The sequence below is a fragment of the Agrococcus sp. Marseille-P2731 genome (assembly GCF_900117395.1).
Lineage (GTDB): Bacteria > Actinomycetota > Actinomycetes > Actinomycetales > Microbacteriaceae > Agrococcus.
In genome coordinates, this window is sequence record NZ_FPEG01000001.1 from 530,218 (window position 1) to 545,036 (window position 14,819).

The window sequence follows — 14,819 nt, forward strand, 5'->3', positions numbered from 1 at the left end:
CGCCATCCGGCGGGGCGCTTCGTCGTCGCGAGCGGTCGGCGCGCTCTCGTCAGGCCCTCGGCCCTTCGACCGACTCGTCGCCGCGCTCCCGAGCGTCACCCGAGGCATCCGCATGCCTGCGCTCGTCGCGCTCGTGCCGCTTGCGGTCGCGGCGCTCCTCGCCGACGGTGAGCGCGTTGTCGCCGGATGCGGTGTGGTCGGGGCGGTCCTCGCCCTTGCGCTGGATGCGACCGGGCTCGAGCGAGCGCAGCACGTCCTCCGAGCTGATCGGCCCGGTCGTCGCATCGGTGTACCACTCGGTGAGCGCCGGATCCTCGGTGTCGAGCCAGGCGCCGGCGCCGTCGTCGGCCACGACCTCGCTCGAGCCGAACACGAAGTCGTCGCCGTGCTCCTCGATGCCGAGCCGCACACCCTGAGCGATCGCGGCCTTGGCGTAGCGTCGGCGCAGGATGTACGGGTCGGTGCTCAGGTCCTTCCACCAGGCGACCATGACGCCCATCACGACGAAGGCGAACGGCAGCGCCGTCACCACCATGAGCGACTGCAGGCCGCCGAGCGCGGTCTCGCCGCCGCCGACCAGCAGCACCGCAGCGGTCACGCCGAGCAGCAGGCCCCAGAACACCGTCGCCCAGGTCGACGGCTCGGGCTTGCCGCGCTGGCTCATCGACGACATGACGATCGAGGCAGAGTCGGCCGCCGTCACGAAGAAGATGATCACTGCGATCATCGCGATCACCGAGGTGATCGTCCCGAACGGCAGGTTGCCGAGCACCTCGAAGAGGATCGCCTCCGACGAGCCGGCCTCGCTGACGGCCAAGCCCTCGGCCTCCATCCACATCGTCGTGCCGCCGTAGATCGTGAACCACGCCAGGCAGACCGCCGAGGGCACGAGGATGACGACGGTCACGAACTCGCGCAGCGTGCGGCCGCGCGAGATCTTCGCGATGAACATGCCGACGAACGGCGTCCACGACACCCACCACGCCCAGTAGTAGGTCGTCCAGCTCGCCATGAAGCTCGCGGTCTCCTCGCCGTGGGTGACGTTGCGCATGAGCATGGTGCCGAGCTCCGAGACATAGGAGACGGCGGCTGCGGGGATCAGGTTCAACAGCAGCAGCGTCGGCCCCGTGACGAGCGCGAACAGCCCCAGCAGCACGACGAGCAGCATGTTGGTGTTCGACAGCAGCCGGATGCCGCGCTTCACCCCGGAGACGGCGGAGATGATGAAGAGGCACGTCAGCACGGCGATCGCAGCGACGATGAAGCCGTTGCCGAGCGGGCCGAGCCCCGTCACGACCTCGACGCCGCGCCCGATCTGCAGGGCGCCGATCCCGAGCGAGATGGCGGTGCCGCCGAGCGTCACGATGATCGCGAAGGTGTCGATGATCGAGCCGGCCCATCCCTCGGTCCGCTGCCCGAAGATCGGGGTGAAGATGGCGGAGATCAGCGGCGAGCGGCCGCGGCGATACGCGCCGTAGGCGATCGCACCGCCGACGAGCGAGTAGTACGCCCAGGCCATCGGCCCCCAGTGGAGCATCGTCTGCGCCATCGCCGAGTGCATGGCGTCGGGGCTGAGCGGGGCGTCGTCGAAGCCGTGCGGCGGGTCCATGAAGTAGGTGAGCGGCTCCATCGGCCCGTAGAACAGCAGGCCGATGCCGAGGCCCGCGGCGAACAGCATCGAGATCCACGACGCGGTCGAGAACTCGGGCGCCTCATCGTCTGCGCCGAGCCGGATGCCCCCGGTGCGGCCGAAGCCGACGAGCAGCATGAAGCCGACGACCGCGATCGTGAGCGCCCCGAAGAGCCAGCCGAAGTTGGTCGAGACCCAGGTGAGGGATGCGCCGCCCACCGCTGCGATGTTCGCCGGTGCGAGCACCCCCCACAGGATGATGCCGATGACGAACACCGAGGCGATGACGAACACCGGCCAGTTCGTGGTGAACACGCGCCCGGTGCGCTCGACGCCGATGCCGGGGATGAGGGCGGGGTGCACCACGGGGTCTGGCACGCGGGGCGCCGCGAGATCCTTCACCACCTGCTTGACCGGTGTGCGCGGCTTGCGCGGCGGTCCCTGCTGCGGCGTGGGCGGAGTGCTCTCGGGCATGGCGAACGTCTCGTCTCTTCAGGCTGCTGCGTCTCGGGTCAGCCCTTTCGGGCGCGACGAGAACCTACCGCGACGCCTCGGAAGAGCTGCAATCATCCTCAGCATCGTTGCGCCATCGTGACCGCCGGCACGAAGCCGGGACGGCGCGGCCGCTCGTTCGCCTGACGAACGAGTTCGTCAGGTCGCGTGCCCTAGAGTCGAAGGCGCGATGGCCGCACCGGCCGCGCCCTACGACGCACGTCCGTTCACGTCAGGAGCACCATGGCCGAGCCCGACATCAAGAAGGGACTCGCTGGCGTCTACGCCGACACCACCGAGATCTCGAAGGTCAACCCCGACACCAACTCGCTGCTCTACCGCGGCTACCCCGTGCAGGAGCTCGCGGCGACGCAGTCGTTCGAGGCCGTCGCCCACCTGCTGTGGCACGGCGACCTGCCGACCGACGAGCAGCTCGCCGAGCTGCGCGCCAAGGAGCGCGGTCTGCGCGCCCTGCCCGACAACGTGCGGGCAGTGATGGATGCGCTGCCCGAGACCGCGCATCCGATGGACGTCGTGCGGACGGCCGTGAGCATCGTCGGCGCCAACGACCCGAATGCCGAGGACGCATCCGACGACCTCGACAAGGCCTTCCGCCTCTTCGCGGTGCTGCCGGCGATCGTCAGCTACGAGCAGCGACGCCGGAACGGCGACGCGATCGTCGAGCCGCGAGACGACCTCGACTACGCGGCCAACTTCCTCTGGATGTCGTTCGGCGAGGAGGCCGACCCGCTCGTCGTCGAGGCCTTCAACCAGTCGATGATCCTCTACGCCGAGCACTCGTTCAACGCCTCCACGTTCACCGCCCGCGTCGTCACCTCGACGCTCGCCGACCTCTACTCCGCTGTCACCGCGGCGATCGGTGCGCTGAAGGGTCAGCTGCACGGCGGTGCGAACGAAGCAGTGATGGATGTCTTCGGCGAGGTCGGCAGCGCCGACCGGGCGGATGCGTGGATGCAGTCCGCGCTCGACGAGAAGCGCAAGATCATGGGCTTCGGCCACCGCGTCTACAAGAACGGCGACTCGCGCGTGCCCACGATGCGCGCGGCGCTCGAGCGGCTCGCCGAGCACTACGAGCGGCCCGACATGCTCGAGATGTACACGGCGCTCGAGCAGGCGATGGCCGACCGCAAGCCCATCAAGCCCAACCTCGACTTCCCGTCGGGGCCGGCCTATGCGCTGATCGGCTTCGACGTGCCGATCTTCACGCCGCTGTTCGTCGCCGCCCGCGTCACCGGCTGGACGGCGCACATCATCGAGCAGCGCGCCAACAACGCGCTCATCCGGCCGCTCTCGGCCTACAGCGGGCCCGACGAGCGCCACGTCGACGGCGTCGACGCATCCGCACTGCCCCAGGACACATCGACCATCGAGGAGACCGCATGACCACCGCATCCCACAACGTCCCCAGCCTGCAGCTCAACGACGGGCGCATGATCCCGCAGCTCGGCTTCGGCGTGTTCAAGGTCGACCCCGACGAGACCGAGCGCATCGTGCTCGACGCCTTCGAGGCCGGCTACCGCCACATCGACACCGCGGCCATCTACGGCAACGAGAAGGGCGTGGGCCGCGCGATCGCGGCGAGCGGCATCGCGCGCGAGGAGCTCTACATCACGACGAAGCTGTGGAACGACCGCCGCGGCGAGACCGAGGCGCGCGCAGCGCTCGGCGAGAGCCTCGAGAAGCTGGGGCTCGACCACGTCGACCTCTACCTGATCCACTGGCCCACGCCCGCGAACGGCAGCCCGGTCGAGACGTGGGAGACGCTCGGCGCGATGCGCGACGAGGGGCTCACCCGCTCGATCGGCGTCTCGAACTTCGACGAGCGCTACCTGCCCGAGATCCTCGAGACCGGCTTCCGGCCCGCGATCGACCAGATCGAGCTGCACCCGCAGTTCCAGCAGCGCGCGACGACCGCGCTCGCGGCGGAGCAGGACATCAAGATCGAGGCGTGGGGGCCGCTCGGCCAGGGCAAGGTCGACTACACCTCCGGCACGATCGGTGCGATCGCCGAGCGCCTCGGCGTCTCGTGGGCGCAGGTCGTGCTCGCGTGGCACCTGTCTGCCGGCCGCATCGTCTTCCCGAAGTCGAACCGCCGGGCGCGCATGGTCGAGAACCTCGCCGCAGCGTCGGTGCAGCTGAGCGCCGACGACATCGCCGCGATCGACGCGCTCGACCAGGGCGCGGCTGGCCGCGTCTCGGCCGACCCCGCAGAGGTCGCGTAGCCCGCGCCTCCGCCCCGGCGGCGAGCTCCGCCGCAGAGCGCGACCCCTTCTGCCAGACCCGACCCGGTGCACCGGGTCGCACGTGGCAGAAGGGGTCGCGTTCTCGCATGCGGCTGCCGCCGACGCGAGCGAGTGGGGCGGCGCGGCTAGCGAGGGACCGCGGTCGCGAGCCGGGGCGCCCGCCGCGCCGAGCGCGCGCGGTCCTTCGCCGCATCGGCCGCCACGAGGGCGAGCCACGACGCCCGCTGCTCGGGGCTGGAGTGCCGCACCGGACCCAGCCGCCGCATCCGCACGGGCTTGATGCCGCACAAGCTGAGCGTGCCGCTGCGCAGCTGGTCGAGCCGCGTGTCGGGCAGCACGCCGGCGAGCCACGCAGGGGTGTCGCTCGTGGCGATGATGCGGCCGGTGCGCCCGCCGAGCAGCCCCTCGGGCATGGAGCCCTTGTAGCGGTAGTCCTCCTGCGGCAGCAGCGCCCGGTCGAGGAAGCCCCGCAGCAGCGCGGGCGTCGAGCGCCACCACACGGGCGTCGCGATCACGATGTGGTCGGCGTCGCGGATGGCGGCGCGCGCAGCGGCGAGATCGGGCTCGATCGGCATGCGCCGCGTGTAGCCGAAGCGCAGGTGCACGTCGAAGTCGAGATCGCGCAGGCGGATGATGCGGGCGTCGCCATGCGCATCGGCGTAGGTGGATGCGAGGGCCGAGACGAGCGAGTCGGGGTTCGGATGGGCGTCGATGACGAGGGCGGACATGGGGGCTCCTTCGGTGCGAGCGATGCGCGAGCAGGGCGGCCGCGCGTCGAGGTGCGAGATCTGGGCAGTGTCAACTATCTGGACACCGCCAAGCGTCCCGTAGGATCTTGCACGTGTCAAGATCGACCTCGGCCTACCACCACGGCAACCTGCCGGAGGCGCTCGAGCGCGCCGCGATGGGCCTGCTCGAGACGCAGCCGGCCGCCGAGATCAGCCTCCGCGCAGTGGCGCGCGAGGCGGGCGTCAGCCACAACGCGCCCTATCACCACTTCGGTGACCGCAAGGCGTTGCTGAAGGTCCTGGCCGAGCGCAGCATGAGCGCGCTGCTCGAGTCGCAGCGGACGTCGACCCGGGACGGAGCGCCCGCGATGCGCCTGAGGGCGCTCGCCCACGACTACGTCACCTTCGCCTCCGCCAGACCGCACGTGTTCGCGGTCATCTACGACCCATCCGTCTGCGTGCCCGGCAGCCCCACCGAGACGATGGCGCCGTTGATCGCCGCGGAGGAGGCGCTGCTGGCCGACACGGTGCGCGCCGCCTTGCCGGAGATCGAGGGACAGGCGGCCGCGAGCATGGCTGCCGCGATGTGGGGCACCGTGCACGGCCTGGCGCAGCTGTCGCAGGCCGGGCACCTGCCGCTGGAAGGCGCGCTGTCGGCAGTGGACGCGCTGCTCGATCGCGTGGTCGCGAGCGACGGGTAGCCCCTGGCCGACCCGTGCGCGGGTCGATCGGGGGCTGCCGAGCCGCCGCGCTCAGGCGGCGTCGCGCGCGGTCCGCTCGCCGCGCCGGCTGGCGAGGCGTGCGAGCAGCCGGTGCTCGGTGTCCTCGCCGGGGGCGATGCCCGAGGGGATGCGGAGGAGGAAGACGAGTCCGAGTGCCCACCAGAGCCCGAACAGCAGGTAGGACTGCGGGGCGATCGCTGCGGGCATGCCGGGGATGTAGAGGCTGAGCAGCGCGGCGGTCGTCACGATCGCCGCGATGCCGAAGGCCTTGCCCGAGCGGGCCGAGCCCACGCGGAACGGTCGATCCATCCTGGGCTCGCGCTTCCGGAGGACCAGGAACACCACCGAGACCAGCAGGTACGCGATCACGATGCTGGGCGAGCCCGAGTCGACGAGCCAGCCGAGCATCCCCTGCCCGAAGAACGGGGCGATGGCCGAGATCGCGCCGACGAACACGATCGCGTTCACCGGGGTGCGGAACCTCGGGTGCAGCGTCCCGAACCAGCGCGGCAGCATGCCGGAGCGTCCCATCGCGTAGAGCAGTCGCGTACCGCCGATCAGCAGGGCGATCCACGAGGTGAGGATGCCGGCGATGCCGCCCGCGAGCAGCACGTTGGCCATGACCGGGCTGTTGAACAGCGCTGCCATCGCATCGGCGGTCGCGAGGTCGGACGCCGCGAGCTCCGCGCCGGGCATCGACGAGGAGGTCGTGAGGATGACGATGACGTACCAGGCGGTCGCGATGAGCACCGAGACCACGATGAGGCGGCCGATCTTGCGTGGGCTGAGCTTCAGCTCCTCGGCGGTCTGGGGGATGACGTCGAAGCCGACGTAGAGGAAGGGGATGACGATGAGCACGGTCGCGAGACCCGCCGGGTTGGTGAAGAAGGGCTCCATGTTGGCGGCCGACCCGTTGGTGGTCGCCCCGAACACGAGCATGGCGCCGACCGCCAGCAGGAACAGCACGACGAACGTCTGGACGATGCCCGCGAGCTTGATGCCGATGACGTTGATGATGGTGATGATGATCGCGGCGACCGTGCCGATCAGCGCCCACACGAGGTAGACCTGCGAGTCGAAGATCGTCCAGAGCGGGATCTGGTTGATCTCGGGCACGATGTAGGCGATCGTGCGCGGCAGCGCGACGGCCTCGAAGGCGACGATGGCGATGTATCCGCCGGTGATGCCCCAGGAGCCCACGAACGCCCACCGCGGGCCCATCCCGCGCATGAGGTAGTGGTGCTCGCCGCCCGCCTTCGGCATGGCCGCGGTCAGCTCGGCGTAGACGAGGCCGACGAGCAGCATGATGAGGCCGCCGATCACCATCGCGATCACCGCTCCGAGCGTGCCCGCGTTGTCGATCCACCCGCCCGTGAGCACGACCCAGCCGAACCCGATCATCGAGCCGAAGCCGAGCGCGTACGCGTCGAGCGTGCCGAGCGTCTTCTTGAACTGTGGATCGGCAGCGTTGTCGTCCATGGGGCTCCTGTCGTCGTCCGGCGCTCGCCGGTGGCCTGCGGTCACGCTACGCGCGTGGTCAGCGACAGCGCAATCCGGGCTGTGCCGCCACCTGCACTAGGGTCGCCCTATGACTCTCGCTCAGCTGCGCGCGTTCGTCGCGGCGATGGAGCTCGGGACGCTGACGGCGGCGGCGAACGAGCTCGACGTCTCCCAGGCCTCGGTGTCGGAGCTCGTCAGCCGGCTGGAGGCAGAGCTCGGCGTGGTGCTCTTCGTCCGGGGGGCCCGAAAGCTGGTGCCGACCGCGGCAGCCGAGCAGCTGCTCCCGTACGCGCACCGTTCGCTGGGCGCCGCCGAGGACGCGGCTGCTGCCATGCGCTCGCTCGTCTCCCTCGAGACCGGCGTCGCGACCTTCGGCGTCCTGCGCAACGCCAACTTCTACGGCCTCTCCGGGCTCGTGCACCGCTTCCACGCCGCGCATCCGGGAGTGCGCATCCGCATGGTCGGGCTCAACTCCCACTTCGTCGCACGGGCGGTGGAGTCGGGCGAGCTGGAGGCGGGGCTCGTGGTGCTGCCGATCGCGAGCGAGCGGCTGGAGATCGAGCCGCTCGTGGTCGACGAGGTGCGCTTCGCGACGTCGGGGCCTGCGCCCGGCGGCGGCGCCGCGACGATCCAGGACCTGATCGACGCCGGGGTCGTGCTCTACGACGCGCACAGCGGCTGGAGCGACCCCACACGTCGGCAGCTGCTGGATCGAGCGCACGCGGCGGGCCTGCGGATCGACCCCACGATCGAGGTCGAGCAGGTCGAGAGCGCGCTCTCCCTCGTCGCGCAGGGCGTCGGCGCGACGCTCGTGAGCGCGTCGATCGTGCGCTCGGGAGGCTTGCCGGACGGCGTGACGAGCTACCCCTTCGCCGAGCCCTTCGAGGAGACGATCGCCCTCGTGACCCGGCAGGGCGCCTCGGTCTCGCGGGCGACGAGGATCATCGCCGAGCTGGCGAAGCGCTCGATCCGCGCGGCGCATCCGTAGCGGCGCTGTCCACAGCCGGGCCCGGCACGGCGCGCGGCGGCGCGCCGGTCTGCCACCGTGCGCCCATGGAAGAACCGATCGCCGCCGAGGCCGAAGCCATCGTCCGCTCGCTGCTCGACGAGTGGCTGACGCCCTTCGAGCGCGAGTGCCTCGCCTGCTACCTGCAGCGTGCTGTCAGCGCCTTCGGCTGCGATGGGCATCGCTTCGCCAAGCGCTATCGCGACCTCGTCGCCCCGCGAGCGACCGCGCTCGAGCGCCGGCTGGCGGCGAGCGGCGGCCACTGCGACTGCGAGTTCCTGATGAACGCCGTCGAGCCGGCGCGGCACCTGTGGGTGCCGCCCGTTCCGCAGCGGCCCGCGGCCATCGACGACGACGGCCCTGACGGTGACGAGCTCGACGGGCTCGAGCTGCTCGAGCCTGAGCCGCCCGACGTGATGCCGCGCTGTGCGGGCGTCCGCCTCGGCTCGACGCAGCCGTGCAGCAACTGGGCGACGCTCTGGCGACCGCGATGGCTGCCAGGTCGAGGCTGGTACTGAGGCGCGGGGCGGATCGTGCTGCGGGAGTGCCTACTGCGGCAGGCGCGGTGGCCAGAAGCGCAGGTGCATCGCCGCGTCCGACAGCGTGATGCCGTAGGCCACCGGCATGAACCAGATCGCCACGGCGATGCTCGCCGCGAGCAGCACGAGGATCGCTGCCCATCCGGCGGCGCGCCGCTCGACGTCGCCATCCCCCCTGGGGCCGTCGCTGTGCGCTCGCCCGAGCCCGGGGGAGGGCACGACGGACTCCATGTCGGCATCGAGCCGTGCCTGCGCGTCGGCAGCCGACCCATCCGCCCCCACCGCGACAGCGTGCGTGCCGGCCGCGCCCTTCGCGCCGCGCGGCACCGCTGGCCGGAGGCGACCGACGAGGAGCTGCAGCGCGTACGCGAGGCCGATCACGAGGAAGGGGAGGAAGACGATGGCGTAGAACAGGAAGATCGTCCGCTCGGGGAAGGCGAGCCAGGGTCCGTAGCCCGCCGCGATCGCGAGCAGCAGGAAGCCGGCGGTGCGATCGAGGGTGCGGCCGAGGTGGAAGAGCAGGAAGCCGGCGGCGATGATCGCGGCGTACCAGACGAGCACGTTGGGCAGCGCGGTGATCCACCACACGCCCGCGTCGCTCGTGCCCATCTCGAAGCCCGTCGGCCTGCCGAGCCAGAGCCACTCGAGCGCTGGCGACTGGTAGGGGTGGTCCTTGTCGAGGCCCACGTGGAAGCCCAGCTGCTGCGCGTGATACATCCACAGCGACTGCAGGCCCAGCGGCACCCACGCCAGCATCCCGCCCCAGCGCAGGTCGACGCGCTCGAGCGCGAGCTGCGAGCCCCAGCCGCCGTCGAACCAGCCGGCGAAGCTCGCGATGTAGACAGCGAGCGCCGGGCCCACGAGCAGCACGAAGCTCGTCGGCGCCTGCGTGAGCAGCGTGCCCAGCCACGGGTGCGCGAAGCCTGCTCTGCGGCGGTCGAGCGCATCCATGAGCACGGTCCACAGGCCGAAGGCGGCGAGGAAGGCGGCCCCCGACCACTTCGTCGCGCAGGCGGCGCCGAGCAGCATGCCGGCGATCACGAGCCACGGGCGCGCCCATATCGCGGCGCCGAAGCGCCGCCGTCGCGCTGCGAGCGCCCGCACCGTGCGCGCCGGGGAGCCGCGCCGATCGAGCAGGAGCGCGCCGGCGCCCGCGAGCACGAACACCGCGAGCACGCCGTCGAGCAGCGCCGCGCGGCTCATGACGATCGCGAAGCCGTCGATCGCCATCCAGAGGCCGGCGAGCGACGCGAACGCCACCGATCGCAGCAGGCCGCGGGCCACCGCATACGTCAGCGCGACGAGCGCGACGCCCGCGAGCGCGCTCGGCAGCCGCCAGAAGAAGGGGTCGGCGATGCCGAACACCGCCATCGCCATGCCGATGATCCACTTGCCCAGCGGCGGGTGCACCACGTAGTCGGCCTCGGTCGTGAGCCCACTCGCGTCGCCCGCCTCGAAGCCCTCGTTCGACTCCTCGGCCCACTCGCCCTCGAAGCCGAGCTGCCACATCGACCAGCCCTCCTTGACGTAGTACGTCTCGTCGAAGACCAGCTGGTGCGGATGCCCGAGCCCCGCGAGGCGCGCGACGGCGGCGACCCCGACGATGGCGACCGGCGCTGCGATCTCGAGGGTGCGGCGGATGCGCGGTTCGCGCAGGCGCCGCTCGATGCCGAGATACGCCCCGGTGAGGCGCTCGCGGCGAGAGCGGGAGGGTGCGTCGGGAGCCTCCGGCCGTGTGTCGTCGACGTCGCGCAGCGCGGCGGCGTCGTTCGGCAGGGTCACACGGGCGATTGTCGCACCTCGCGGCTGGCGGGTGCTGCCGCGCCGAGGTCTCGTGACGCGTGCCGCTGCGCCGCGCGCTCCCGATCCCGAGCCGGTCGAGGGGCGACCTGCGGGCAGGCGGGCGCGGCAATACGCTGAACGGGTGATCATCCTCGGCGCGACCCCGATCGGAAACCTGGGCGACGCGAGCGCCAGGCTGCGCGAGGCGCTCGCCGGCGCGACCGTGATCGCCGCCGAGGACACCCGCACGACGAAGCAGCTGCTGCGCGCGCTGGGCGTCGAGACGCAGGCGCAGTTCGTCGCCCTGCACGAGCACAACGAGTCGGCGGCCGCGCCGGCGCTCGTCGAGCGTGCCCGCGACGAGGATGTGCTCGTGCTCACCGACGCGGGCATGCCCGCGGTCTCCGATCCGGGCTTCCGCCTCGTGCAGGCGGCGGTCGCCGCTGGCGTCGCCGTCACGTGCCTGCCCGGCCCCTCCGCCGTGCTGACCGCGCTCGCACTCTCCGGCCTGCCGACCGACCGCTTCGCCTTCGACGGCTTCCTGCCTCGCAAGGCGGGGGAGCGCGACCGCTTCCTCACCGGCGTCGCCCGCGAGGAGCGCACCCTCGTGCTCTTCGAGGCCCCGCACCGCCTGATCGAGTCGCTCGAGTCGATCGAGCGCGTCATGCCTGAGCGCCGAATGGCGGTGTGCCGCGAGCTCACGAAGCGCTACGAGGAGGTGCGCCGCGGCACCGCCGGCGAGCTGCTGCCGTGGGCGCGCGAGGGCGTGCGCGGCGAGATCGTGCTGGTGCTCGAGGGTGCCCGCCCAGCGCTCACCGATCTCGCCGCCGCGATCCAGCAGGTGCTGCTGCTCAAGGAGGGCGGCATGCGGCTCAAGGAGGCGGCCGCCGAGGTTGCCGAGGCGACAGGGCACGCGCGCAACGCGCTCTACCAGGCCGCGCTCGCGGAACCGAGACCCTCGTCGTCACACGCGGGGGCTGGCTCCTAGACTTGAGCCCATGCCTGAGCGCTTCACCGTGACGACGCCGATCTACTACGTCAACGACGTGCCCCACATCGGCCACGCCTACAACGAGGTCGCGACCGACGTGCTCGCGCGCTGGCACCGCCAGCGCGGCGACGACACCTGGATGCTCACCGGCACCGACGAGCACGGGCAGAAGATCATGCGCACCGCCGCCGCCAACGGCGTCAGCCCGCAGGAGTGGACCGACCGGCTCGTCGAGACCGCCTGGATCCCGCAGCTCGAGCTGCTCGACATCGCGAACGATGACTTCATCCGCACGACGGATGAGCGCCACAAGGTGGGCGTGCGCATCTTCCTGGAGCGCCTCAAGGAGGCCGGGTACATCTACCACGGCGAGTTCGAGGGGCACTACTGCGTCGGCTGCGAGGAGTACAAGACGCCCGGCGACCTCGTGCCCGGCACCGGCGAGTTCGAGGGCCAGCAGGTGTGCGCGATCCACTCGCGGCCGCTCGAGACGGTGCGCGAGGCGAACTACTTCTTCAAGCTGAGCGAGTTCGGCGACCGGCTGCTCGCGCTCTACGACGAGCGCCCCGACTACGTGCAGCCCGAGCACGTGCGCAACGAGGTGCGCCAGTTCGTGAAGCAGGGCCTCACCGACCTGTCGATCAGCCGCAACACCTTCGACTGGGGCATCAAGGTGCCGTGGGACGAGACGCACGTCGTCTACGTCTGGTTCGAGGCGCTGCTCAACTACATCACGGCGAACGGCTACGGCGTCGACGAGGAGCGCTTCGCCCGCCGCTGGCCGGCGACCCACATCGTCGGCAAGGACATCGCGCGCTTCCACGCCGTCATCTGGCCCGCCATGCAGATGGCCGCCGGCATCGAGATCTCGGATCACGTCTTCGGCCACGGCTGGCTGCTCGTCGGCGGCGAGAAGATGTCGAAGTCGAAGGCGACCGGCATCGAGCCGAAGCAGATCACCGAGGTCTTCGGCGTCGACGCGTTCCGCTACTACTTCATGTCGGCGATCGCGTTCGGCTCCGACGGCTCGTTCTCGTGGGAGGACCTCGACGCCCGCTACCACTCCGAGCTCGCGAACGGCCTTGGCAACCTCGCCTCGCGCGTGATCGCGATGGTGCACAAGTACTGCGACGGCGTCGTGCCCGACGTCGAGATCGATGCCGACATCGCGACGCTGGTGACGGATGCGGTGGCGCGCGCCGAGAGCGCGATCGACGCCTTCCAGATCCACGACGGGGTCGATGCGGCGATGTCGATCGTCGAGCGCCTGAACGGCTACATCACCGAGCAGGCGCCCTGGGTGCTCGCGAAGGACGTGGCGCAGCGCGAGCGGCTCGCGGCGGTGCTCGCCTCGAACGTGCACGGCATCGGCGCGGCGGCGATCATGCTCGCTCCCGTCATGCCGGGGAGCGCGCAGAAGCTGTGGACCGCGGTCGGCGGCGAGGGCGAGGTCGCCGCGCAGCCGATCCAGCGCGCGCACGAGTGGCGCGGCACGGGGCGCGTGACGACGGTGCCGCCGCTCTTCCCCCGCGTCGAGCAGGCCTGATGCCGCTCCACCGGTCGAGGAGCTACCGCGCGGGCAGCGTCAGCGTGAAGCTATGCTCCAGCCCGTCGAGCCCGACCTCGAGCTCGCCGCTCGCGTCGACACCGTCGGGCAGCTCCAGCTCGTAGGTGCGCGCCGAGTCGGCCCCGGCGCACCCCTCGGGCGCCACGAACGCGACCGACAGCTGCCGCTCGTCCACCACGGTCGGCACACCCGCCGTCGGCCAGCACGTCGCGCTCGCGGGCAGCGAGATGGCGATCGACTCGCCGCCCCCGGCCCACGTCGCCACGGCGCCGGTGCGCAGCACGTCATCGATGGACATCCCGCTGTCCACGGGCAGCCCGGGCTCGCCGTCGTGCGGCTGCTCCTGCCCGCCGAGCGGCGTCGCCTGCAGCGTCGCGGCGTCCGAAGCGCCAGCAGAGCCCTCGGCGACCCCGCGCTCGTCGACCTCCGTCGTCACGCCACCGGTCGGCTGCTCGCCGGTGTCGAGCGGCTCCGCGGCCGTGCATCCGGTCACCGCGATCGCGGCGCCGAGCGCGGCGGCCAAGGCGAGGCGTGGGGGCATGCGGGATCGTCCTCCTGGTGGGTTGCTGTGCGATCGATGCTCGCACCCGATGCATGGTCCGACCTGGAAGATACCTCAGGTTTCGCTCTGGAGGCTCGCTCGTAGGCTGGAGCCATGCCCGACAGTCACCACGGAACCGCACCCATCCCGCACGCGCCCGGCGAGGCGGTGCTGCCCGGCGGCGAGTACATCCGCGAGCGGTTCAGCGACGGCAAGCGCGACATCACGCGGCCGCCGATCCCCGAGCCGCTCGCTGTGCCGATCTACGACAACCACACGCATCTCGAGATCAAGGACGGCGACGACTTCACCTACGCGGATGCGCTGGCCGCGGCCGAGCAGGCGGGTATCGCCGGCGTGATCCAGGTGGGTGGCGACGTCGAGTCCTCGCAGTGGTCGGCGGCCCTCGCCGCGCAGGATGCGCGCGTGCTCGCCGCCGTCGCCCTGCACCCGAACGAGGCCCCGGGCTACGCCAGCGCCGGCACGCTCGATGACGCGCTCGCGACCATCGACGAGCTCGCCACGCAGCCGCGCGTGCGAGCGGTGGGGGAGACGGGGCTCGACTTCTTCCGCACCGGCGACGACGGCCGGCGGGCGCAGCACGACTCCTTCGAGGCGCACATCGCCATCGCGAAGCGCCACGGGATCGCCCTGCAGATCCACGACCGCGACGCGCACGAGGCCGTCGTCGAGACGCTGCTGCGCGTCGGTGCACCCGAGGTCACGGTGTTCCACTGCTTCTCGGGCGATGAGCACCTCGCGCGGATCGCCGCCGACCACGGCTGGTACCTCTCGTTCTCGGGCACCGTGACGTTCTCGAGCGCGAAGAACCTGCATGCGGCCCTTCGTGTCGCCGATCGCAGCCGCATCCTGGTCGAGACCGACGCGCCATTCCTGACGCCCACGCCCTTCCGGGGCCGCCCCAACAGCCCCTACCTGACGCCGCTCACGGTGCGCTCGATGGCCGACCGGCTCGGCGTCGACGCCGACGAGCTCGCGGCCGAGACGGCCCGGAACACGCTGCGGGCCTACGGCAGCTGGGACGAGGTGCGCTGAG

At 71.4% G+C, this 14,819-nt stretch carries 13 protein-coding genes; 8 read left to right on the plus strand and 5 right to left on the minus strand.

Annotated elements, in window-relative coordinates:
- Positions 1 to 49: 49 nt before the first annotated feature.
- Positions 50 to 2,104, minus strand: coding sequence for a BCCT family transporter (locus BQ6202_RS02660; protein ID WP_072312923.1), 2,055 nt, complete (start codon positions 2,102 to 2,104; stop codon positions 50 to 52).
- A gap of 261 nt (positions 2,105 to 2,365) precedes the next feature.
- On the opposite strand from BQ6202_RS02660, the gene BQ6202_RS02665 reads away from it, so the two are divergent.
- The gene (locus tag BQ6202_RS02665) at positions 2,366 to 3,526 is read left to right on the plus strand and encodes a bifunctional 2-methylcitrate synthase/citrate synthase (protein WP_072312924.1); all 1,161 of its coding nucleotides are present in this window, start codon (positions 2,366 to 2,368) and stop codon (positions 3,524 to 3,526) included.
- A complete protein-coding gene (locus BQ6202_RS02670) occupies positions 3,523 to 4,365 on the plus strand; it encodes an aldo/keto reductase (RefSeq protein WP_072312925.1) in 843 nt (280 codons plus the stop codon). Before BQ6202_RS02665 ends, BQ6202_RS02670 begins: the two co-directional genes overlap by 4 nt.
- Before the next feature lie 146 nt (positions 4,366 to 4,511).
- Here BQ6202_RS02670 and BQ6202_RS02675 read toward each other — a convergent pair whose 3' ends face one another.
- Positions 4,512 to 5,114 carry an NAD(P)H-dependent oxidoreductase gene (locus BQ6202_RS02675; protein ID WP_072312926.1) on the minus strand — a complete coding sequence of 201 codons (603 nt, stop codon included), beginning with the start codon at positions 5,112 to 5,114 and terminating at the stop codon, positions 4,512 to 4,514.
- Between the two features lie 113 nt (positions 5,115 to 5,227).
- Here BQ6202_RS02675 and BQ6202_RS02680 point away from each other — a divergent pair, with 113 nt between their 5' ends.
- The gene (locus BQ6202_RS02680) at positions 5,228 to 5,815 is read left to right on the plus strand and encodes a TetR/AcrR family transcriptional regulator (protein WP_072312927.1); all 588 of its coding nucleotides are present in this window, start codon (positions 5,228 to 5,230) and stop codon (positions 5,813 to 5,815) included.
- Between the two features lie 51 nt (positions 5,816 to 5,866).
- On the opposite strand, the gene BQ6202_RS02685 is transcribed toward BQ6202_RS02680, so the two are convergent.
- The gene (locus tag BQ6202_RS02685; protein ID WP_072312928.1) at positions 5,867 to 7,315 is read right to left on the minus strand and encodes an APC family permease; all 1,449 of its coding nucleotides are present in this window, start codon (positions 7,313 to 7,315) and stop codon (positions 5,867 to 5,869) included.
- A 109-nt stretch (positions 7,316 to 7,424) separates the two neighbouring features.
- Here BQ6202_RS02685 and BQ6202_RS02690 point away from each other — a divergent pair, with 109 nt between their 5' ends.
- Positions 7,425 to 8,324: a LysR family transcriptional regulator gene (locus BQ6202_RS02690; protein ID WP_072312929.1), complete on the plus strand. Its 900-nt coding sequence runs from the start codon at positions 7,425 to 7,427 to the stop codon at positions 8,322 to 8,324.
- A 65-nt stretch (positions 8,325 to 8,389) separates the two neighbouring features.
- The gene (locus tag BQ6202_RS02695) at positions 8,390 to 8,860 is read left to right on the plus strand and encodes a DUF2695 domain-containing protein (protein WP_072312930.1); all 471 of its coding nucleotides are present in this window, start codon (positions 8,390 to 8,392) and stop codon (positions 8,858 to 8,860) included.
- Positions 8,861 to 8,890: 30 nt separating this feature from the next.
- Here BQ6202_RS02695 and BQ6202_RS02700 read toward each other — a convergent pair whose 3' ends face one another.
- The gene (locus tag BQ6202_RS02700) at positions 8,891 to 10,663 is read right to left on the minus strand and encodes a dolichyl-phosphate-mannose--protein mannosyltransferase (RefSeq protein ID WP_072312931.1); all 1,773 of its coding nucleotides are present in this window, start codon (positions 10,661 to 10,663) and stop codon (positions 8,891 to 8,893) included.
- 142 nt (positions 10,664 to 10,805) lie between these two features.
- Here BQ6202_RS02700 and rsmI point away from each other — a divergent pair, with 142 nt between their 5' ends.
- The gene (gene rsmI, locus BQ6202_RS02705) at positions 10,806 to 11,651 is read left to right on the plus strand and encodes a 16S rRNA (cytidine(1402)-2'-O)-methyltransferase (protein ID WP_072312932.1); all 846 of its coding nucleotides are present in this window, start codon (positions 10,806 to 10,808) and stop codon (positions 11,649 to 11,651) included.
- 10 nt (positions 11,652 to 11,661) lie between these two features.
- Positions 11,662 to 13,200: a methionine--tRNA ligase gene (metG, locus tag BQ6202_RS02710; RefSeq protein WP_072312933.1), complete on the plus strand. Its 1,539-nt coding sequence runs from the start codon at positions 11,662 to 11,664 to the stop codon at positions 13,198 to 13,200.
- 22 nt (positions 13,201 to 13,222) lie between these two features.
- Here the strand turns inward: metG and BQ6202_RS02715 are convergent, their stop codons facing one another.
- Positions 13,223 to 13,762 carry a hypothetical protein gene (locus tag BQ6202_RS02715; RefSeq protein WP_072312934.1) on the minus strand — a complete coding sequence of 180 codons (540 nt, stop codon included), beginning with the start codon at positions 13,760 to 13,762 and terminating at the stop codon, positions 13,223 to 13,225.
- A 114-nt stretch (positions 13,763 to 13,876) separates the two neighbouring features.
- Here BQ6202_RS02715 and BQ6202_RS02720 point away from each other — a divergent pair, with 114 nt between their 5' ends.
- Positions 13,877 to 14,818, plus strand: a complete 942-nt coding sequence (locus BQ6202_RS02720; RefSeq protein WP_083586856.1) for a TatD family hydrolase — start codon at positions 13,877 to 13,879, stop codon at positions 14,816 to 14,818.
- The last annotated feature ends 1 nt before the right edge of the window (position 14,819 follow it).

What these genes read in the sequence shown, in the direction of transcription:
- BQ6202_RS02660 (WP_072312923.1), bottom strand. Translation starts at nt 2,104, where the DNA reads ATGCCCGAGAGCACTCCGCCCACGCCGCAGCAGGGACCGCCGCGCAAG.
- BQ6202_RS02665 (WP_072312924.1), top strand. Translation starts at nt 2,366, where the DNA reads ATGGCCGAGCCCGACATCAAGAAGGGACTCGCTGGCGTCTACGCCGAC.
- BQ6202_RS02670 (WP_072312925.1), top strand. Translation starts at nt 3,523, where the DNA reads ATGACCACCGCATCCCACAACGTCCCCAGCCTGCAGCTCAACGACGGG.
- BQ6202_RS02675 (WP_072312926.1), bottom strand. Translation starts at nt 5,114, where the DNA reads ATGTCCGCCCTCGTCATCGACGCCCATCCGAACCCCGACTCGCTCGTC.
- BQ6202_RS02685 (WP_072312928.1), bottom strand. Translation starts at nt 7,315, where the DNA reads ATGGACGACAACGCTGCCGATCCACAGTTCAAGAAGACGCTCGGCACG.
- BQ6202_RS02690 (WP_072312929.1), top strand. Translation starts at nt 7,425, where the DNA reads ATGACTCTCGCTCAGCTGCGCGCGTTCGTCGCGGCGATGGAGCTCGGG.
- BQ6202_RS02695 (WP_072312930.1), top strand. Translation starts at nt 8,390, where the DNA reads ATGGAAGAACCGATCGCCGCCGAGGCCGAAGCCATCGTCCGCTCGCTG.
- metG (WP_072312933.1), top strand. Translation starts at nt 11,662, where the DNA reads ATGCCTGAGCGCTTCACCGTGACGACGCCGATCTACTACGTCAACGAC.
- BQ6202_RS02715 (WP_072312934.1), bottom strand. Translation starts at nt 13,762, where the DNA reads ATGCCCCCACGCCTCGCCTTGGCCGCCGCGCTCGGCGCCGCGATCGCG.
- BQ6202_RS02720 (WP_083586856.1), top strand. Translation starts at nt 13,877, where the DNA reads ATGCCCGACAGTCACCACGGAACCGCACCCATCCCGCACGCGCCCGGC.